17 protein-coding genes are annotated in these 19904 nt (G+C 72.8%); all 17 read left to right on the forward strand.

Features of this window, described 5'->3' with window-relative positions; translation table 11 throughout:
• Positions 1-199 precede the first annotated feature (199 nt).
• The 17 genes from mraZ to ACTHAM_RS11980 all read left to right on the forward strand — a co-directional run bounded on the left by mraZ (position 200) and on the right by ACTHAM_RS11980 (position 19861).
• A complete protein-coding gene (gene mraZ, locus ACTHAM_RS11900) occupies positions 200-676 on the forward strand; it encodes a division/cell wall cluster transcriptional repressor MraZ (protein ID WP_440687670.1) in 477 nt (158 codons plus the stop codon).
• A gap of 181 nt (positions 677-857) precedes the next feature.
• Positions 858-1871, forward strand: coding sequence for a 16S rRNA (cytosine(1402)-N(4))-methyltransferase RsmH (gene rsmH / locus ACTHAM_RS11905; RefSeq protein WP_440687672.1), 1014 nt, complete (start codon positions 858-860; stop codon positions 1869-1871).
• Positions 1868-2305, forward strand: coding sequence for a hypothetical protein (locus ACTHAM_RS11910; protein WP_440687674.1), 438 nt, complete (start codon positions 1868-1870; stop codon positions 2303-2305). The genes rsmH and ACTHAM_RS11910 overlap by 4 nt, the downstream gene beginning before the upstream one ends.
• Positions 2306-2709: 404 nt before the next feature.
• Positions 2710-4383, forward strand: a complete 1674-nt coding sequence (locus ACTHAM_RS11915) for a peptidoglycan D,D-transpeptidase FtsI family protein (RefSeq protein WP_440687676.1) — start codon at positions 2710-2712, stop codon at positions 4381-4383.
• Between the two features lie 58 nt (positions 4384-4441).
• A complete protein-coding gene (locus ACTHAM_RS11920) occupies positions 4442-6037 on the forward strand; it encodes a UDP-N-acetylmuramoyl-L-alanyl-D-glutamate--2,6-diaminopimelate ligase (RefSeq protein WP_440687678.1) in 1596 nt (531 codons plus the stop codon).
• Positions 6034-7473, forward strand: coding sequence for a UDP-N-acetylmuramoyl-tripeptide--D-alanyl-D-alanine ligase (locus tag ACTHAM_RS11925; protein ID WP_440687680.1), 1440 nt, complete (start codon positions 6034-6036; stop codon positions 7471-7473). The genes ACTHAM_RS11920 and ACTHAM_RS11925 overlap by 4 nt, the downstream gene beginning before the upstream one ends.
• A complete protein-coding gene (gene mraY / locus ACTHAM_RS11930; RefSeq protein ID WP_440687682.1) occupies positions 7470-8552 on the forward strand; it encodes a phospho-N-acetylmuramoyl-pentapeptide-transferase in 1083 nt (360 codons plus the stop codon). The genes ACTHAM_RS11925 and mraY overlap by 4 nt, the downstream gene beginning before the upstream one ends.
• A gap of 3 nt (positions 8553-8555) precedes the next feature.
• On the forward strand, positions 8556-9998 hold the full coding sequence (gene murD / locus ACTHAM_RS11935) for a UDP-N-acetylmuramoyl-L-alanine--D-glutamate ligase (RefSeq protein ID WP_440687772.1): 1443 nt from the start codon (positions 8556-8558) through the stop codon (positions 9996-9998).
• Positions 9999-10008: 10 nt separating this feature from the next.
• A complete protein-coding gene (gene ftsW, locus ACTHAM_RS11940) occupies positions 10009-11307 on the forward strand; it encodes a putative lipid II flippase FtsW (RefSeq protein WP_440687684.1) in 1299 nt (432 codons plus the stop codon).
• Positions 11300-14047, forward strand: coding sequence for a UDP-N-acetylmuramate--L-alanine ligase (murC, locus tag ACTHAM_RS11945; protein ID WP_440687686.1), 2748 nt, complete (start codon positions 11300-11302; stop codon positions 14045-14047). Before ftsW ends, murC begins: the two co-directional genes overlap by 8 nt.
• 221 nt (positions 14048-14268) lie before the next feature.
• Positions 14269-15177: a cell division protein FtsQ/DivIB gene (locus ACTHAM_RS11950; RefSeq protein ID WP_440687688.1), complete on the forward strand. Its 909-nt coding sequence runs from the start codon at positions 14269-14271 to the stop codon at positions 15175-15177.
• 270 nt (positions 15178-15447) lie between these two features.
• Positions 15448-16725 carry a cell division protein FtsZ gene (gene ftsZ / locus ACTHAM_RS11955; RefSeq protein ID WP_440687690.1) on the forward strand — a complete coding sequence of 426 codons (1278 nt, stop codon included), beginning with the start codon at positions 15448-15450 and terminating at the stop codon, positions 16723-16725.
• Positions 16726-16729: 4 nt separating this feature from the next.
• Positions 16730-17512 carry a polyphenol oxidase family protein gene (locus ACTHAM_RS11960; RefSeq protein ID WP_440687692.1) on the forward strand — a complete coding sequence of 261 codons (783 nt, stop codon included), beginning with the start codon at positions 16730-16732 and terminating at the stop codon, positions 17510-17512.
• 183 nt (positions 17513-17695) lie between these two features.
• Positions 17696-18175 (forward strand): cell division protein SepF, encoded by a 480-nt coding sequence (locus tag ACTHAM_RS11965; protein ID WP_440687694.1) that lies wholly within the window; start codon positions 17696-17698, stop codon positions 18173-18175.
• 12 nt (positions 18176-18187) lie between these two features.
• Positions 18188-18481 carry a YggT family protein gene (locus ACTHAM_RS11970; protein WP_440687696.1) on the forward strand — a complete coding sequence of 98 codons (294 nt, stop codon included), beginning with the start codon at positions 18188-18190 and terminating at the stop codon, positions 18479-18481.
• A 124-nt stretch (positions 18482-18605) separates the two neighbouring features.
• Entirely contained in the window at positions 18606-19283 is a 678-nt protein-coding gene (locus ACTHAM_RS11975) for a DivIVA domain-containing protein (protein WP_440687698.1), read from the forward strand.
• A 113-nt stretch (positions 19284-19396) separates the two neighbouring features.
• The gene (locus ACTHAM_RS11980; protein ID WP_440687700.1) at positions 19397-19861 is read left to right on the forward strand and encodes a TraR/DksA family transcriptional regulator; all 465 of its coding nucleotides are present in this window, start codon (positions 19397-19399) and stop codon (positions 19859-19861) included.
• Positions 19862-19904 lie beyond the last annotated feature (43 nt).

Here is a 19904-nt window from a genome sequence, read left to right on the forward strand (position 1 = left end):
ACGCGCCGACCGCAGGTGTGCCCATCAGATCTCCTCCACTTCTCTCCACCGGCGCTGACCTGCGAAGACGCTGTGACGAACGGGTGAAAACAGGGGTCTCCCGCAGGCTTGGTGGAGGGAAGTGGAGTACCGTGGAGGCACGTGGTGAGCAGTGGTCGACGGGTTTGCATTGGTCCGTCTGGGTGAGGGAGGGGGCGAGGTGGCGCATGAGCTGTCAGCAGGCGTCTTCGGCTCGTTCGCGCCCTTCCTCGGCACGTACACCCCGCGCCTGGACGAGAAGGGTCGTCTCATCCTTCCGGCCAAGTTCCGCGCCCAGCTCGCCCCGGGTCTGGTCATGACGCGTGGTCAGGAGCGGTGCCTGTTCCTGCTGCCGATGGACGAGTTCCGTCGCATGCACGACCAGCTGCGCCAGGCCCCGGTGACGAGCAAGCAGGCGCGGGACTACCTGCGCGTGTTCCTCTCGGGCGCCAGCGACGAGCTGCCGGACAAGCAGGGCCGCATCTCGATCCCGCCGATGCTGCGCAAGTACGCCGGGCTCGACCGCGACGTGGCCGTCATCGGCACGGGTACGCGGGTCGAGATCTGGGACCTGGCGGCCTGGGAGACCTACCTGGCCGAGCAGGAGTCCGGGTACGCGGACACGACGGAGGAGGTCTTCCCGAACGGTCCGTTCTGACGGACGGCCTCACCTGCTCGACCGCTGTACCCCGCACGACACGGTCCGCCTCTCCCGCCCGACGAGACCTCCTCCCGTCCGCTCTGACGCACTTCCCCGCGTCAGAGGGTCGGTGGGGGATCTGGTCGGACGGCGGAGGGGCCGTCTGACCATCCACGACGGATCGCACGGAGGAGGGACGATGCCCGAGCAGGCCGCGGACGACGCAGCGTCCCGCCACGTGCCGGTCCTGCTCGCGCGCTGCCTGGAGCTGCTCGCCCCCGCGTTGTCCGCTCCGGGCGCCGTGATGGTCGACTCGACGCTGGGCATGGGTGGTCACACCGAGGGTGTGCTGCGGGCCTTCCCGCACGTGCGGGTCGTCGGGCTGGACCGTGACCCGCAGGCGCTGGCGCTGGCCGGGCGGCGGCTGGAGCAGTTCGGTGAGCGCTTCACACCGGTCCACGCGATCTACGACGAGATCAACGAGGTGCTGGCCGACCTGGGCATCGCCCAGGTGCAGGGCGTGCTGATGGATCTGGGTGTCTCCTCGTTGCAGCTCGACGAGGTCGAGCGGGGTTTCTCGTACGCCAAGGACGCCCCGCTGGACATGCGGATGGACGCGACCACGGGCTTGACCGCGGCCGACGTGCTCAACGAGTACGACGAGCGAGCCATCGCCCGCGTGCTGCGGGAGTACGGCGAGGAGCGGTTCGCGCCGCGCATCGCCAAGGCGATCGTGCGCGCCCGCGCCGTGCAGCCGCTGACCCGGACCGCCGAGCTGGTCGACATCGTGCGCGCGAGCATCCCGGCTGCCGCACGGGCGACCGGCGGGCATCCCGCCAAGCGCACGTTCCAGGCGCTGCGCATCGAGGTGAACGGTGAGCTCGAGGTGCTCGAGCGCGCCGTGCCGGCCTCGATCGAGGCGTTGGCCGTGGGCGGACGGATCGTCGTCGAGGCGTACCAGTCGCTCGAGGACCGCATCGTCAAGCGGGCGTTCGCCACGGGGGCCACGTCCTCGGCACCGCCCGACCTGCCCGTCGAACCGGCCAGCCACGCGCCGTACCTGCGGCTGGTCACGCGCGGGGCGGAGGAGGCCGACGCCGAGGAGCTGGCTCGCAACCCGCGGTCCCAGTCGGTGCGCCTGAGAGCCGCCGAGCGGCTGCGTCCCACCCCTGATCACCTTCGACCCCGTACGAACCCGAGGAGGGCAGCATGAGCGCTCAGGCCGCCGCACGCGACGACATCCGCACCGGTGCAGCCCGCCCGTGGTCGCAGCCGGCCCGCCCGCTGCCCAGCCGCCAGGACGCACCGCCGCGGTTGCGGCTGGTCCGTGCGCCGCAGCAGGCGCGCACCCGCGTGCCGTTCGTGCTCCTGTGCATGGCGGTGCTGGGGGCGGCCCTGCTGTCGGCACTGCTGCTGAACACGTCCATGGCGCACGGCGCCTACGAGAAGTACGAGCTGTCCAACGACCTCGGGCGGCTGCAGCAGGACGAGAAGGACCTCGTGGCGGCCCTCGACCAGAAGGCCTCGCCGGACAACCTCGCGCAGGCCGCGCGTGCGCTGGGCATGGTCCCGGCCGGGGGGACCGGCTGGCTGCGGCTGGCCGACGGCAGCGTGCAGGGGGCACCGGCCGCGGGGGCAGCGGGGTGAACCCGCCGTCGACCGGCGGACGGCCGACCGCTCGGGCCACGGCCCGGCGGTCCGGTGGTGCGCGGTCGGCATCGGCTCCCGGCGCGTCGCGCGGGGCCCGCGGGCTGCCATCGCGAGAGGCTCGGACCGTGCCCGACGCCCGTGAGCCTGCCGTGCGACCCCGGGGTGCGCGCGCCGAGGGTGCACGGGCAGAGGCTGCGCGAGTCGCAGAGAGGACCCGGTCGGTCACGGCCCGCCCGGCCGCGAGGACCTCGACCCGCCCGGCGGCACGCGCCCCTCGCACCGTGGGACGAGGCATCGGGGGTCCGGTGGGACCCTTCGCTCGGGCCGGTGGCCCGCGGACCCCGGGGCCGGGGTCCAAGGCGCGTCTGTCCTTCCTCACGGTACTTGTCACGCTGGTCCTGGTGGTCTTCGGTGGCCGGCTCGTGTGGGTGCAGGGCATCCACGGCAGCGAGGTGGCCGCGCTGGCGCTGGAGGCTCGGCTGACGCCCCAGATCGAGTCGATCGGGACCCGCGGGCAGATCACCGACACCAACGGCACGGCGTTGGCCGTCTCCGTCGAGCGGTACGTCGTCTCGGTCAACCAGCAGGTCGTGGAGGACTACCAAGGCACGAACGGGACGTCCGACGGGGCCGTCGGGGTTGCCGAGCGCCTCGCGCCGCTGCTCGACATGGACCCGGCGACGTTGGGCGCTGCGCTCGTCGGCGACCGCAAGTACAAGGTGATCGCCAAGGACGTGCTCCCGGCGGTCGCGCGCGAGATCCGCGCCGAGGGGCTGCCGGGCGTCGGCGTGGACAAGAAGGCCGAGCGCGTCTACCCGAACGGTGACCTGGCGGGCAACATCATCGGTTTCGTCAACTCCAACGGGGTGGGCCTGGCGGGCCTGGAGCAGGCCCTCGACGGGCAGCTGCAGGGCACGGCGGGCAGCTCCGTGTACGAGCGGGGCCTGCGCGGGCAGCCCATTCCCGGCGGCTACAACGAGAGCACCGATGCGGTGCCCGGTGACTCGGTCCAGCTCACCCTGAACGCCGACATCCAGTGGAAGGCGCAGGAGGCCATCGACGCGCAGGTCGCCGCCACCGGGGCCGACTCCGGTGCGATCGTCGTGATGGACACCGTCACGGGCGAGATCTACGCACTGGCCGACTCCGGGTCGCTGGACCCGAACAACCCCGGCGACTCGACCGGGTCGGTGACCCCGTCGGTGTCGGACGTGTTCGAGCCCGGGTCGACCGGCAAGGTCATCACGATGGCGGCCGCGCTCGAGACCGGGCTGGTCACGCCGCTGACCCCGTTCGAGGTGCCGTACCAGTACACGTCCAACGGGCAGACCTTCAAGGACTCGCACGAGCACGGTCTCCTGAAGCTGACGACCACGGGCATCCTGGCGGAGTCCTCCAACACGGGCACGCTGATGATCGGCGAGCAGCTCTCGCTCGCGCAGCGGTACGACTACCTGTCGCGGTTCGGGTTCGGATCCCGCACGGGCATCGAGCTGCCGGCCGAGTCGGCGGGTCTGCTGCGCGACGGCGACGAGTGGGACTCGTGGGACAAGCGCTCGCAGCTGTCGGTGCTCTTCGGCCAGTCCGTGTCGGTGACCGCGCTGCAGGCGACCTCGGTGTTCGCCACCATCGCGAACAACGGCGTGCGCGCCCAGCCGCACCTGGTCAAGGGGTGGACGAGCGCCGACGGCACGTACACGCCGGCCACGGTGGCGGCCGGCACGCAGGTGGTCTCGGAGCAGACCGCGGACACCGTGCTGTCGATGCTCGAGAGCGTCGTCGACGACGGCACGGGTGGCAAGGCGTCGATCCCCGGGTACCGCGTGGCGGGCAAGACCGGTACGGCGCAGAACTGGACGAAGCCGGTCGGTGTCACGGCCTCGTTCATCGGCGTCGCGCCGGCCGACTCCCCGCGCATCGCGGTCAGCGTCGTGCTGAAGAACCCGCGCACGTCGGAGTTCGGTGGCGTGGTCGCCGCCCCGGTGTTCAGCGACGTGACGGCCTACGCCCTGGCCGAGCTCGGCGTGGCCCCCTCGGGGTCGCAGCCCACGCTGTTCCCGACCACCTGGGAGTGAGGTCGCGGTGAGCGCACCGGCTCCGTCGAGGGTGGGCGGCCAGGGTAGATTCTCCGTCATGACGTCCCCCCAGGGCCGGATGCGCCCCGAGCATCCCCAGGCCCGGCGGATCGTCGACCTCGTCACCCGTTTCTCGCTGCGCGCCACCGGTGCGCCGCTGCCCGACGACGCCATGACCAGCGGTGTCGTCCTCGCCAGCGGGGACACCGTGCCCGGTGACGTGTTCGTGGCGGTCCCCGGGCTCAAGGTGCACGGCGCGGTGTTCGCAGGCCAGGCCCTCGACGCCGGAGCAGCCGCGGTGCTCACCGACGAGGTCGGCCTGTCGCTGCTGACCGAGGCCGGTCTGGACGCCCGGGGGCCGGTGCTCCTCGCCGAGGACCCGCGTTCGCTGGCCGGGCCGGTCGCCGCATGGATGCACGACGAGCCGGGGACCCGTCTGGTCACCGTGGGCATCACGGGCACCAACGGCAAGACGACCACCACCTACTTCGTCGACGCGGCGCTGCGTGCCGTGCACGCCACGACCGCGGTGCTCGGCACCGTCGAGCTGCGGATCGGTGAGGAGGCCATCGAGAGCCCCCGCACGACCGTCGAGGCCCCTGTGCTGCAGGGCATCCTGGCGCTGGCGCTCGAGCGGGGTGCGAGCGCTGTCTCGACCGAGGTCTCGTCGCACGCGCTGGCCCTGGGCAGGGTGCACGGCCTGCGGTTCGACGTCGTGGCGTTCACCAACCTGCAGCGCGACCACCTCGACTTCCACGGCGACATGGAGGGCTACTTCCGCGACAAGTCGCGGTTGTTCGCCCCCGAGCAGGCGCGGCGCGGTGTGGTCGTGGTGGACGACGAGTGGGGTCGCCGCCTCGCCGCGGAGTCCGCGATCCCCGTGGAGTCGGTGGCCACCCACGTGGGGGCGCCCGAGGCGGCCGGTGCCGACTGGGCGGTCGTCAGCGCCGACATCGGCCTGGACGGTGTCGGCTCGACGTTCGTGCTGCGCGGCCCGGACGGCGTCGAGCACGTGGCCGCGAGCCCCCTGCCCGGGCTGGTCAACGTCTCCAACGCGGCGCTGGCCGTGGTCGTGGCGTACGCCGCGGGCGTCGACCTGGCGGTCGCGATCGACGCGGTCGCCCATGCGCACGAGATCCCCGGCCGTATGGAGCGCGTCATCGAGCGCGGAGACGGTCTGCCGCTGGCGCTCGTCGACTACGCGCACACCCCCGACGCGCTGGTGCTCGCGCTGGAGGCGGTCCGGCCGATCACCCCCGGCCGGCTGATCATCGTGCTCGGCTCGGACGGCGACCGTGACCAGGGCAAGCGTCCGCTCATGGGTGAGATCGCCGCACGACTGGCCGACGTCGTCGTCGTCACCGACGAGAACCCCCGCTCGGAGGACCCGGCTGCGATCCGTGCCGCGATCCTCGACGGTGCGCGCGCGCAGCGGCCCGACCTGGCCGACGTGCACGAGGCCACCAGCCGTACCCAGGCCATCCATGACGCCCTCGCCCTGGCCACCGACCAGGACACCGTGATCATCACGGGTAAGGGGCATGAACCCACACAGGAGATCGCCGGCGTGTTCCACCGGTACAACGACCGTGACGTGCTGCGTGCGGCGCACGCCGACCACCAGGCCCGCTCGCGGCACGGACTGCCCGCGTGATCGCCCTCACCGCGGGCGAGATCGCCGCCGTGACCGGCGGTGTCCTGTCCCCGGGGGTGGCCCCTGCCACCGTCGTGAGCGGACCGGTCGTCGTCGACTCCCGGGAGGTGGACCCCGGTGCGCTGTTCGTCGCGCTGCCCGGGGAGAACGTCGACGGTCACGACTACGCGACCACCGCCGTCGACGCCGGTGCGGTGCTCGTACTGGCGGCCCGTGAGCTGACCGGGCCCGACGGTGCGGCACTGCCGACCGTGGTGGTCCCCGACGTCGAGCGCGCGCTGGGTGACCTGGCGCGCGACGTGCTCGTGCGGTTGCGCGAGGCCGCGGCGGAGCCAGGCGGCTCAGGACTTCGCGTGCTGGCCGTCACCGGTTCGGTCGGCAAGACGACGACGAAGGACCTGCTGCTGCAGCTGTGCAGCGAGATCGGCCCGACCGTGGCGCCCGTGCGCTCGTTCAACAACGAGATCGGGCTGCCGCTGACGGTGCTGCGCGCCGACGAGCACACCCGGTTCCTCGTGCTCGAGATGGGTGCCAGCGGGCTGGGGCACCTGACGTACCTCACCGACATCGCGCCGCCCGACATCGCGGTGGTGCTGGTGGTCGGCCAGGCGCACCTGGGCGAGTTCGGCGGGATCGAGGCGGTCGCGACCGCCAAGGCCGAGCTGGTCGACGGTCTGGTCGCCGACGGCGTGGCGATCCTCAACGCCGACGACCCGCGTGTGGCGGCCATGGCCGAGCGCGCACCGGGCCCGGTCATGACGTTCGGCAACGCCCCGGCCTCCACGGTGCGGGCGCACGACGTGCGTGTCGACCGCGCCGGCCGGGCGACGTTCGTGCTGGTGGTCGACGGTCAGGAGGCGCCCGTGCAGCTGCGCCTGGTCGGTGAGCACCACGTTCACAACGCGTTGGCCACCGCCGCCGCGGGCCTGGCCCTCGGTCTGCCGCTGGACCAGGTGGCCACCGCACTGTCGGCCGCCGACGCCCTCAGCCCGCACCGCATGCACGTGGTCGACCGCGCCGACGGCGTGACGATCATCGACGACTCCTACAACGCCAACCCCGACTCGATGCGCGCCGCCCTCAAGGCGTTGGCGGTGGTCGCCGGTCGCGACCGGCGTTCGGTGGCGGTGCTGGGGGAGATGCTCGAGCTCGGACCCGACGCCCGCGAGGCGCACGACGCCATCGGGCGTCTGGTGGTCCGGCTCAACATCGGGCTGACGGTCGTGGTGGGCGAGGGCGCGCGGGCCATCCGCGACGGCGCCAACCACGAGGGCTCCTGGGGTGACGAGGTGGTGCTGGCCGACGATCTCGAGGTCGCTGCGGCGTTCCTCGAGGAGGAGCTGCGACCCGGTGACGTCGTCCTGGTGAAGTCCTCCTACGGTGCCGGTCTGTGGCGCCTGGGCGACCGTCTCGTGGACGAGGTGGTCGTGCCGTGAGGGCAGTCCTGATCTCCGGCGGCCTGGCGATGGTGTTCGCCCTGCTCGGCACGCCGCTGTTCATCCGGTTCCTGGTCAAGAAGCAGTACGGGCAGTTCATCCGCCAGGACGGGCCGACCGCCCACTTCACCAAGCGCGGCACGCCCACCATGGGTGGTGTCGTCATCATCGGCGCGACGCTGCTCGGCTGGGGTGGTGCCCAGCTCGTCACCGGCACCGTGCCCTCGGCCTCGGCGCTGCTCGTGCTGTTCCTCATGACCGGGTTGGGCGTCGTCGGGTTCCTCGACGACTTCATCAAGATCTCGCGGCAGCGCAGCCTCGGGCTCAAGGCGCGCTGGAAGATCGTCGGGCAGGGTGTCGTCGGCGTGGTGTTCGCCGTCGCGGCGCTGCAGTTCCCCAACGAGACGTTCCGCACGCCCGCCTCGACGCGGATCTCCTTCATCCGTGACACGAACCTCGACCTGGCGTTCGCGGGCACGGCGCTGGGCGTGCTGCTGTTCGTCATCTGGGCGAACTTCCTCATCACGGCCTGGTCGAACGCGGTGAACCTGACCGACGGGCTCGACGGGCTGGCTACCGGCGCCTCGCTCATCGTGTTCGGCGCGTACGTCCTGGTGGGCGTCTGGCAGTTCAACCAGAGCTGCCAGTACCTCGCCTCCGTCGGACCGCGCTGCTACGAGACGCGTGACCCGCTCGCGCTCGCCGTGGTCGCGGCGGCCATCACTGGGGCGTGCTTCGGGTTCCTGTGGTGGAACGCCAGCCCCGCGAAGATCTTCATGGGCGACACCGGCTCGCTCGCGCTCGGCGGTGCACTGGCCGGCCTGTCGATCGTGTCGCGCACCGAGATCCTCGCGGCGATCATCGGCGGCCTCTTCGTGCTGGTGGTGCTCTCCGACATCATCCAGATCGGCTTCTTCAAGATGACCGGCAAGCGGGTGTTCAAGATGGCACCGCTGCACCACCACTTCGAGCTGTCGGGGTGGGGCGAGGTGACCATCGTCATCCGTTTCTGGATCATCGCCGGGCTCTTCGTCGCGCTCGGCGTGGGCATCTTCTACGCGGAATGGGTGGCCGGCTAGGTGGTGGTGCTGAACGGGGCCCGTGTCGTCGTCGCGGGTCTGGGAGTCTCGGGGCGGGCCGCCGTCGAGGTGCTGGCCGCCCGCGGTGCGTCGCTGGTGACCGTCGACGTTCGGGCGGCCGACGCGGACGTGTCCGACCCGGCCGCCTTCGTGGCCGACGGTGGGCTCGACGGCGTGGATCTGGTGGTCGCGAGCCCCGGGTGGCCGCCGAGCAACCCCTTGCTGGCGGCGGCCGTCGCACGTGACGTGCCGGTGTGGAGCGAGGTCGAGCTGGCCTGGCAGGTGCGGGTGGACCGCGCCCGCGGCGGCGGGCCCGCCCCGTGGCTCGCGGTCACCGGCACGAACGGCAAGACGACGACCGTCGGCATGCTCGAGTCGATCCTGCAGGCCGGCGGTGAGCGAGCCCTGGCGGTGGGCAACGTGGGCACCCCCGTGGTGCTGGCGGCCACCGACCCCGAGCTGGACGTGCTGGCCGTCGAGCTGTCCAGCTTCCAGCTGCACTTCACGCACAGCATGTCGGTGCAGGCCGCCGCGGTGCTCAACGTCGCCCCCGACCACCTCGACTGGCACGGGTCGCTGGAGGCGTACGCCGCCGACAAGGGTCGGATCTTCGAACGGGCGCAGGTGGCCTGCGTGTACAACGTCGCCGACCCGCGCACCGAGCAGCTGGTGCGGGAGGCCGACGTGGTCGACGGCGCGGTAGCCGTCGGGTTCACCGTCGGCACGCCGGGTGTGGGGCAGGTGGGTGTGGTCGAGGACGTGCTCGTCGACCGCGGCTTTGCCCGGCTGCGGCACACCCACGCGGCCGAGCTGGGGACCCTGGCGGACCTCGACCGGCTGGCCGGTCCCGACGGGACGGTCCCGCCGCACGTCGTGCAGGACGCACTGGCCGCGGCGTCCCTGGCCCTCGCGCACGGCGTGAGTGCCGAGGCGATCCGGGACGGGCTGCGCGCCTACGGCCCCGGTGCCCATCGCATCGTGACCGTCGGCGAGGTCGACGGCGTGGCCTACGTCGACGACTCCAAGGCGACCAACGCGCACGCCGCCGCGGCCTCGCTGGCCGCGTTCGACGAGCACGCGGTGGTCTGGATCGCCGGCGGGCTGGCCAAGGGGGCGACCTTCGACGAGCTCGTCCAGGCCCGCCGCGACCGGTTGCGGGCGGTCGTTCTGATCGGCACCGACCGGGCCCCGCTGCGCGATGCTCTGGCCCGACACGCACCCGAGGTTCCCGTCGTCGAGGTCCACGACGGTGACACTGGGACGGTGATGACCCGCGCCGTCAGCTCGGCCCGCCGCCTCGCCGCGGTCGCGGCCTCGCACGAGCGTGTCTCCGTGCTGCTGGCGCCGGCCTGTGCCTCGATGGACCAGTTCGCCTCGTACGCCGCGCGGGGTGACGCGTTCGCTGCCGCCGTGCACGCGCTGTCGGCGGACGCTCGCGGCGTGTGAGGGCGGCGCGATGACCGCGACGACACCTCGGCAGGCGGGCCGCGGCCGCTCGACGGTTGAAGCACGCGCTGCTCGCGGTGCCGCGCCGAGCACGGACACGGGCTCGCTGCCGGTGAGCACGGGGTCCGCCCTAGGCCACTGGAACAGCGCGGTCACCAGCTACTACGTGCTGATCGGCGCCAGTGCGCTGCTGCTGGTCATCGGCCTGGTGATGGTGCTGTCGAGCTCCAGCGTGGAGTCGCTGGACTCGGGGGACTCGCCGTACGCGGTGTTCCTCAACCAGGCCCGGTACGCGCTCATGGGTCTGCCGGTCATGTTCGTGCTCTCGCGGCTGCCCGTGCGTGCGTTGCGGGCCGCGGCCTGGCCGGCGCTGGGCGGCGCGATTCTCTTCCAGTTGCTGGTCTTCGTCCCCGGCCTGGGTACCGGCACGGGCGGCAACCAGAACTGGATCCGCGTCGGGGGGTTCACCGCCCAGCCGTCCGAGGCGATCAAGCTGGCCCTGGCTCTCTGGCTGGGCGCGGTGCTGGCACGCAAGCAGGCGCTGCTGCAGGAGTGGAAGCACGCGTTGGTGCCGGCCGTGCCCGTGGCTGCCCTGGCCGTCGGCGCAGTGCTCGCCGGGCACGACCTGGGCACGGCGCTCGTCCTGCTCCTGCTCGTCGGCGGGGCCCTGTTCGTCGCCGGTGTGCCGTTGCGCATCTTCGCCGTCGCCGCCGGGGCCGCCGCCGCGGTCGCCGCGCTGCTGGCCAAGGGCAGCGACAACCGGATGGCCCGCATCATGAGCTGGCTGTCGGACTCGTGCGACACCTCGAGCGCCTGCTACCAGACCCTGCACGGCGGCTACGGGCTGGCCACCGGCGGCTGGGGCGGGTTGGGTCTGGGGGAGAGTCGCGAGAAGTGGTCGTACCTGCCCGAGGCGCACAACGACTTCATCTTCGCCATCCTCGGCGAGGAGCTCGGGCTCATCGGCACGCTGCTCGTCCTGGGCCTGTTCGGGCTGCTGGCACTGGCGATGATCCGCCTGATCGGCCGCCACCCCGACCCGTTCGTGCGGATCACCACCGGTGCGATCCTCTGCTGGATCATCGGCCAGGCCCTGGTGAACATCGCCGTCGTCATCGGTCTGGCCCCTGTGATCGGCGTGCCGCTGCCGCTGGTCTCGGCGGGCGGTTCCGCCCTGATCATGACGATGGCCGCCCTCGGCGTGGTGATCGCCTTCGCGCGCTCCGAACCGGGTGCGGCGCAGGCACTGGCCGCACGGCCCAGCGTCGTGCGACGCTCGCTCGCCGTGATCGGGCGCACCCGTGGCTGACGGCGTCGTACCGTCGACCGACCACCCGCACGACGACCGGAACGAGGATCCCATCAGCACCGCCGCCGCACCCACGACCACCCCTGAGCACGAGCCGACGCAGGGCGCACCCGCGCACGAGCATGCTCACCGGTCGGTCCTGCTCGCGGGCGGCGGCACCGCCGGTCACGTCAACCCGTTGCTGGCCGTCGCCGACGAGCTCGTGCAGCGCGACCCCTCGATCCGGGTGACCGTGCTCGGGACCGCCACGGGTCTCGAGTCACGCCTGGTGCCCGAGCACGGCCTGCCGCTGGCGGTCGTCCCCCGGGTGCCGATGCCGCGCCGCCCCACGCTCGACTGGTTCCGGCTGCCCGGGCGCCTGCAGTCGGCGGTCGCGGCGGCCGACCGGGCGATCGTCGAGTCCGGTGCCCAGGTGGTCGTCGGGTTCGGCGGCTACGTCTCCACGCCGGCCTACCTGGCGGCCCGTCGTCGCGGGGTGCCCGTCGTGATCCACGAGCAGAACGCGCGGGCGGGCCTCGCGAACCGGCTCGGTGCGCGGTGGGCAGCCGAGGTCGCCGTGACGTTCGCCGGCACGGGGCTGCCGGGTGAGCAGGTCGTCGGGCTCCCGCTGCGGGCACCGATCGCGGGCCTGCTGCGCGAGCGGGCGGGTGATGCTCGCGCGGCGCGCCGCACGGCGGCCGCCGCGCTCGGGCTCGACCCCGACCTGCCGACCCTGCTCGTCACCGGCGGCTCGCTCGGAGCGGTCAGCGTCAACACCGCGGTGTCCTCGGCGGCGGGCGCGTTGCTGGCTGCCGGCATCCAGGTGCTGCACCTGACGGGCGCCGACAAGGATCACGCGGTGCGTGAACGGCTGGTGCAGCTGCCCGGCGCCGAGCGCTACCACGTGCTGCCGTACCTGTCGGCGATGCAGCAGGCGCTCGCGGTCGCCGACGTCGTGCTGGGACGGGCCGGTGCCGGCACGGTCTGCGAGCTGGCTGCTCTCGGCATCCCCGCGGTCTACGTCCCGCTGCCCATCGGCAACGGTGAGCAGCGGCTGAACGCCGCACCTGTGGTCGACGCCGGTGGTGGTCTTCTGGTCGCGGACGCCGACCTCGACGCCGGCTGGGTCGAGGAGCACGTGCTGCCCCTGCTGGTCGGCCCGGACGCCACGGCGACGCGGTCCCGGATGGCGCAGGCGGCGGCCTCTGTCGGGGTGGTGGACGCCGCCGCGCGGGTGGCGCGGCTGGTGGAGGCGCACCTGCCCGACCGGGCTGGTGGGACGCCCGTCCACGAGCTGCGTGTCGACGGGCTAGGGGCAACGCACCTGATCGGTGTGGGTGGTGCCGGGATGTCTGCGGTGGCTGCGCTGCTGGCTGCCCGTGGGGTGGTGACGTCCGGCTCGGACGCGCAGGACGGACCCGCGTTGCCGCGGTTGCGCGACGCAGGTGTCGAGGTGTTCGTCGGTCACGACCCGGCGCACGTCGACCGGGCGAGCACCGTCGTGGTGTCGTCCGCGGTGCGTGAGTCGAACCCCGAGCTGGTGCGCGCACGGGAGCGCGGTCTGCGCGTCCTGCACCGCTCGCAGGCCCTCGCGGCGCTCATGGCGGATCGTGATGCGGTCGCCGTCGCCGGTGCGCACGGCAAGACGACGACGTCGGCGATGATCGCCACGGCGCTCGAGGCGCAGGGTGCCGACCCGTCGTTCGCGATCGGCGGTTCGGTGCTCTCCGCGCAGGGTCCGCTCGGTGGCAGCCGGGACGGTCGGGGGCCGGTGTTCGTCGCGGAGGCCGACGAGTCGGACGGCTCGTTCCTGGCCTACAGCCCTCTGGTGGCCGTGGTGACCAACGTCGAGCCGGACCACCTGGACCACTACGGCACGCGCGAGGCCTTCGAGGAGGCGTTCGTGCAGTTCGCAGGGCGGATCCGCCCCGGTGGTCTGCTCGTGGCCTGCGCCGACGACCCGGGAGCGCTCCGGCTCGTCGAGCAGGTGCGTGAGGTCCTCGCGGACCGAGGCGCGGCGGTGCTCACCTACGGTCGCTCCGTCGACGCCGACGTGGTGGTGGGGGAGCTGCAGCCGGACGGCGACCGGTGGTCGGTCACGTTCACGGCACGCGACGGCGAGCCGGGGGAGACGTCGGGTTCGCAGGCCGGTGGGTCTGTCACGGTTCGGCTGGCCGTTCCCGGTGCGCACAACGCGCTCGACGCCGCCGCGGCGTGGGCTGCCCTGCGCCGTCTGGGCCTGTCGCCGGAGTCGGCCGCGCGGGGGCTGGAGGCGTTCGTGGGCACCGGTCGTCGTTTCGAGGAGCGCGGCACGGTCGACGGGGTGCGGGTCGTCGACGACTACGCGCACCACCCGACGGAGGTGGCCGCGCTGCTGCGTGCCGCGCGGACGGTGGCGGGGGACGGCCGTGTGCTGGCGCTGTTCCAGCCGCACCTCTACTCCCGGACGGCGACCTTCGCGCACGAGTTCGGTGAGGCGTTCGGGCTGGCTGACGTCGTCGTCGTGACCGATGTGTATGGGGCCCGCGAGGACCCCGACCCGCAGGTCACCGGTGCGCTGGTGGCCGACCAGGTGCCCGCCGGCACCGATGCCACGTTCGTCCCGGGCCGGCTGGAGGCTGCCAGGGCGATCGCCGCGGCTGCGCGTCCGGGTGATCTGCTGCTGACCGTCGGTGCCGGGGACGTCACCGAGCTGGGTCCCGTGGTGCTCGAGCTGCTGGCGGCCCGCGCCGTGGACGACCCGGGCGGCGACCGGTCGTGAGCCCGTCCCGCCCACCTGCTCCGCGGCCGGGCGCGCGTCGGCCGGCGACGCCGCGCCGTGCCGCGCCCTCCGGGGGCGGGCGGCAGACGAGCCGCCCTGTCGACCCCGAGGCAGGCGGGGATGTCGGCACGGCCGGGTCGGGTGACGGTGCGGCTCCGGGTCCCGAGGGGGCTCGTCGTCGGGCAGCCCCGACACCGCCGTCGAAGACCGTCCCGCCTGCCGTGCCTCCTGTCGTCCCGCCGGCGGCGCCGGCCAAGGCCTCGCCGCCCGCTGCGGGTGCCGGCGCGGCGCGGCGCGAGCTGGTCGATCCTCGACGCAGCACGTCGCGGACGACGTCTGGCGCTGTCACGGGCGGGGCGTGGGCGGGCCCGGTGCGCCCGCCGGTCGTCTCACCCCGGTCCGTCGAGCGGTTCGCGGAGCGGGCGCGGGCGCGGCGCGTGCTCGCCCGCCGCCAGGTGGCCGCGGTCGTGGGCGGGACGGCGGCGGTCGGCGCGCTGGTCTGGCTGCTGCTGCTGTCCTCGGTGCTGGCGCTCGAGGTGGACGAGGTCGTGGTCGACGGTGCGGGTGCTGTGGTCGCGGTCGACGCGGTCATGGCGGCCGTGCAGCCGTACGACGGCACGCCCCTGCCGAGGTTGGACACCGTCGCGTTGCGTGACCACGTGCTGGATGTGCCGGGTGTGCGTGAGGCGAAGGTGACGCGCGTGTGGCCGCACGGCCTGAAGGTCGTGCTGGTGGCGCGCGAGCCGGTGGCGGCGGTGCCCGCGGGCGCGGGTGAGGCGCCGGGCTTCGCGCTGCTCGACATGGAGGGCGTCCAGGTGGGTCGTGTCGATGCGGCCCCGGAGGGTCTGCCGGTCGTGGACGTGCCGGTGGGTGATGCCCGGACGCTCGGGGCGGTCCTGGAGGTGCTCGAGCAGCTGCCCGCCGATCTCCTGGCGCAGGTCGGGGGCGTGTCGGCGCAGACGCAGGACACGGTGACGATGACGTTGCGCGACGGTGTGCGGGTGGACTGGGGGAGCGCGCAGGACACGGGACTGAAGGTCGCGGTGCTCTCGGCTCTGCGTGCGTCACCGTCGACCACGGGGGCGACGGTGTTCGACGTGTCTGCTCCCACGTTGCCGATCACGCGGTGAGCGTGACCTGGTGACGGTGGTGCGCGCGCGGGTGATCGCTCAGGCGGATGACGACACGCGCGGGGTGGTCGTTGATCGCGCGGCCGGGCGCACCTACCGTCACGGACGACAGCAGATCTGACATAACTATAACCCTCAACCTGAGGGTGAAGGTTCGAAGCCTCGATCACGGCGCGCCGCGAACGAGGGGACGAGCACCCGCTGCCTCGGCAGCGTCCCCGGCACCATCCGGCACCTGCCGGGACGGCATGAGAACGAGAGGCACCCACCGTGGCAGCTCCGCAGAACTACCTGGCGGTCATCAAGGTCGTCGGCATCGGCGGCGGCGGCGTCAACGCCGTGAACCGGATGATCGAGGTCGGCCTCAAGGGTGTCGAGTTCATCGCCATCAACACCGACGCCCAGGCGCTGCTCATGTCGGACGCCGACGTGAAGCTCGACGTCGGGCGCGAGCTGACCCGCGGCCTGGGTGCCGGAGCCGACCCCGAGGTGGGCAAGAAGGCGGCCGAGGACCACCAGGAGGAGATCGAGGACGTCCTGCGGGGCGCCGACATGGTCTTCGTCACCGCGGGCGAGGGCGGCGGCACGGGCACCGGTGGCGCGCCGGTCGTGGCCCGCATCGCCCGCTCGCTCGGTGCCCTGACCATCGGGGTCGTCACCCGCCCGTTCACCTTCGAGGGCCGTCGCCGGTCGGTCCAGGCAGATACGGGCATCGAGGCGCTGCGGGCCGAGGTCGACACCCTGATCGTCATCCCGAACGACCGACTGCTGTCCATCTCCGACCGCTCGGTGTCCGTGCTGGACGCGTTCCACTCCGCCGACCAGGTGCTGCTGTCGGGGGTGCAGGGCATCACGGACCTGATCACGACCCCGGGACTGATCAACCTCGACTTCGCCGACGTGAAGTCCGTCATGCAGGGTGCCGGGTCGGCGCTCATGGGCATCGGCTTCGCGCGCGGCGACGACCGTGCGGTGCAGGCTGCCGAGCTGGCGATCTCCTCGCCGCTGCTCGAGGCCAGCATCGACGGTGCGCACGGCGTGCTGCTGTCCATCCAGGGTGGCTCGGACCTCGGCCTGTTCGAGATCAACGAGGCCGCGCGACTGGTGCAGGAGGCCGCGCACCCCGAGGCCAACATCATCTTCGGTGCCGTCATCGACGACGCGCTGGGCGACGAGGTGCGGGTCACCGTCATCGCCGCCGGGTTCGACGGCGGGGTGCCGGTGCAGCGCCGCGACGCGCGCGGCCTCGGCCAGGTGTCCGGCTCCGCCGCCCGCCAGGTCCCGTCCGTACCCGCCGTCCCGGCCGTGCGCGCCGCGACCCCGCGCCCCGTGGTCGACCCGGAGGACCTGCCGGGGCACGGCGCCGCCTCGTCGGTGCCCTCGCCCCTGCACGCGCACGCCCCGGCCCAGCCCGAGGTGCCCGCGTTCCTGTCGGCCGCACCCGAGCCTGCCCCCGTCACCGGTGCCCTCGAGGTCCCGCGGATCTTCCCCGAGGACGACGGCCACCGCCTGCGGGACGAGCTGGACGTGCCCGACTTCCTCAAGTGATCAGGTGAGCACCGGACCCGAGCCGGGGCCCGCCCCCGCGCCGGTGATCGAGGTCGACCTCGGTCCCGGCGTCCGGGCGGGGTTCACCACCCGTGCCGGCGGCGTGAGTCCCACGCCCTGGTCGAGCCTGAACCTCGGCGCGGCGGTGCGGGACGATCCCGATCGTGTCCGGCGCAACCGCGCGCGCGTCGCCGCCTGGGCAGGCGTGCCGGTGGCCTTCGCGACACAGGTGCACGGCGCGCACACCCTCGAGGTCTCGCCCTCATCGGTCTCCTCGGGCGCCGAGGACGCCGTGGACATCGGGGTCGGCGACGCGTTGGTGACGGTGAGTGCGCACGTGGCGGTCGGTGTGCTGGTCGCCGACTGCGTGCCGGTGCTGCTCGCCGACGCATCGGCCGGGGTCGTCGCCGCGGTGCATGCCGGCCGCGGCGGTCTGCTCGCCGGTGTGCTGCAGTCGGCGGTGTCCGCGATGCTCGCGCGGGGCGCCGAGCCGGGTCGTGTGCGCGCCGCGGTCGGCCCCTCGATCGCCGGGGTGTCGTACGAGGTGCCCGCCGCCCTGCGCGACGAGGTCGCCGCCCGGCTGCCGGCCACGTGGGCCACGACGCGATGGGGTTCGCCCGGGCTCGACCTGCCTGCCGGTGTGCTGTCCGTGCTGGCGGACCTGGGCGTGCAGGACGTGCTGCACGTGGCACGTGACACGTTCACCGACGACTCCTTGTTCTCCTACCGGCGGGCGCCGGGTGCGGACACCGGGCGGTCTGCCGGGATCGTCCGGCTCCTCGGCTGACGGCGAGGGTCGTCGAGGGTGATGTCTGCGCTGCGGGCGTCAGCCGAAGGCCCGACACGCCCGCGTGTCGGGCCGGGTCCGCGCGATGGCGTTGCTAGCGTGCCGACAAGGTCGTGATGACCTGAGGGGCCGAGGGGTCCGTCACCCCGGTCCTGGCCGGGGCGGAGGGGATGGGAGATCGCGATGGCCGGAGCGCTTCGCAAGACGATGCTGTACCTCGGCCTGGCCGACGACCGCGTCGAGCACGAGGACTACGTCGACGAGTACGACGAGGTGGAGGTCGAGGTGCCGCACGAGTACGAGGCCCAGGTCACGCCGCTGCGCCGCAGCGCCCCGGTGGCGGCTCCCGTCGCCGCTGCGGCTCCCGCGACCGGTGAGCTGCGTCGCATCACCACGATCCACCCCCGCTCGTACAACGACGCGCGCAAGATCGGCGAGGCGTTCCGCGAGGGCACGCCGGTGATCATGAACCTGACGGACATGGACGACGCGGACGCGAAGCGTCTCGTCGACTTCTCCGCCGGGCTCATCTTCGGCCTGCACGGCGCGATCGAGCGTGTGACGAGCAAGGTCTTCCTGCTCTCGCCCGCGCACGTCGAGGTGTCGGGCGAGCCCCAGCAGGCCGAGCCGGTCGTGCGTGCCGGCTTCTTCAACCAGAGCTGACGGGGCTGATCGGTGCGACTTGTCGCCGGCCTGCTCCAGCTCGTCGTCGGGGCGTTCTTCCTCCTGCTGCTCATCCGCCTGGTCATCGACTGGGTCCAGGTGTTCGCGCGGGAGTGGAAGCCGACGGGTGTGGTCCTCGTGATCGCCGAGGTCGCCTACTCCGTGACCGATCCACCGTTGCGTGCCCTGAGGAAGGTCCTGCCCCCCGTGGGCTTCGGCCAGGTGCGGTTGGACCTGGGCTTCATGGTCCTCTTCCTGGGCTGCACGATCCTGTTGTCGGTGCTCGGGCAGATTGCCCGGACCTGACCGTGTCCTGCTCGGCGACCCGGTGGTGGGGAGCGTGCGTGCTGCACGATCTCCGCTACGGTGGGCCGAGGCGGTCGGTGAACACCGCCGGCCAGACCCTGCTCGACAAACCGAGGTGACGACGATGGCACTGCTGACCGCAGACGACGTCCTGAACAAGAAGTTCCAGGCCACGAAGTTCCGCGAGGGCTACGACCAGGACGAGGTCGACGACTTCTTGGACGAGGTCGTCAACACCCTGCGTGACCTGCAGGGCGAGAACGAGGACCTCAAGACGAAGTTGGCCGCGGCCGAGCGCCGGATCGCGGAGCTCAGCCGTGCAGGTGCCCAGCAGGCCGCCCCGGCGCCGAAGCCGGAGCCCGTGCCCGAGCCGGTCCCCGCGCCCGCCCCCGTGATGGCGGCTCCGGTCGCACCCGTGGTGGCGCCCGTCGTCGCCGCACCGGGTCGTGGCACCGAGCCCGAGTCGGCCACCGGCATGCTCGCCCTGGCGCAGAAGCTGCACGACGACTATGTGCGCAGCGGCCAGGAGGAGTCGGACCGCCTCGTCGGCGAGGCCAAGACCCAGGCCACGCGGATCGTGCGCGAGGCCGAGGAGACCTCGCAGCGCACCCTGGGGCAGCTGGAGCAGGAGCGGTCGCTGCTGGAGCGCAAGATCGACGAGCTGCGTGTGTTCGAGCGTGACTACCGCACCCGTCTGAAGAGCTACCTCGAGAACCTCCTCGGTGACCTCGACAACCGCGGTAACGCCCTGCCCCCGCGGTCGGGTCAGGCGCAGGCCGTGGGCGACACCCAGGGGCTCTGAGCAGCCGGTCGACCCTCGCACGACTCACCGCACCGGATTCACCCGGTGTGGTGAGTTGTGCCATGGCGCCGCGGCGCATACATTCGCGTGACTTCGAGGACAGGGGGACGATCGTGGCCAGCAACGACGCCTTGAGCCCGGCGGTGACCGTCTCGTTCGACGAGAAGGACGTCGCCCAGCTCGCGCAGCAGTTCCTCGTCCGTGACGGAGAAGAGCCGTGGACCGGCGCTGAGGTGCGGGAGATCGCCGAGGAGCTGACGGCCGAGATCGACCGGCTCACCGGTGAGCTCGCCTCCGCGGACGCCGAGCTGTCCGAGCTGCTGCGCAACTCCGGCGACGGTGCCGGCGACGACCAGGCCGACTCGGGTTCCAGCGCGCTGGAGCGCGAGCAGGAGCTCACGCTGGTGAACAACACGCGCGACCTGCTCGCACAGTCGCAGCACGCCCTGGGTCGTATCACCGCCGGCGCCTACGGCACCTGCGAGTCGTGCGGCCGTGCGATCGGCAAGGCGCGTCTGCAGGCGTTCCCGCGAGCGACCCTGTGCGTCGAGTGCAAGCAGCGCGAGGAGCGCCGCTGAGGCACCCGTAGACTCCTGCGGTGCCTTCCCCTGCGCCTTCTTC

The sequence above is a fragment of the Cellulomonas soli genome (assembly GCF_052036975.1).
Taxonomy (GTDB): domain Bacteria; phylum Actinomycetota; class Actinomycetes; order Actinomycetales; family Cellulomonadaceae; genus Cellulomonas; species Cellulomonas soli_A.

Bases quoted from the DNA above. Each gene is read 5' to 3' on its own strand.
- rsmH (WP_440687672.1), top strand. From the start codon at position 858: ATGCCCGAGCAGGCCGCGGACGACGCAGCGTCCCGCCACGTGCCGGTC.
- ACTHAM_RS11910 (WP_440687674.1), top strand. From the start codon at position 1,868: ATGAGCGCTCAGGCCGCCGCACGCGACGACATCCGCACCGGTGCAGCC.
- ACTHAM_RS11920 (WP_440687678.1), top strand. From the start codon at position 4,442: ATGACGTCCCCCCAGGGCCGGATGCGCCCCGAGCATCCCCAGGCCCGG.
- ftsW (WP_440687684.1), top strand. From the start codon at position 10,009: ATGACCGCGACGACACCTCGGCAGGCGGGCCGCGGCCGCTCGACGGTT.
- ACTHAM_RS11965 (WP_440687694.1), top strand. From the start codon at position 17,696: ATGGCCGGAGCGCTTCGCAAGACGATGCTGTACCTCGGCCTGGCCGAC.
- ACTHAM_RS11975 (WP_440687698.1), top strand. From the start codon at position 18,606: ATGGCACTGCTGACCGCAGACGACGTCCTGAACAAGAAGTTCCAGGCC.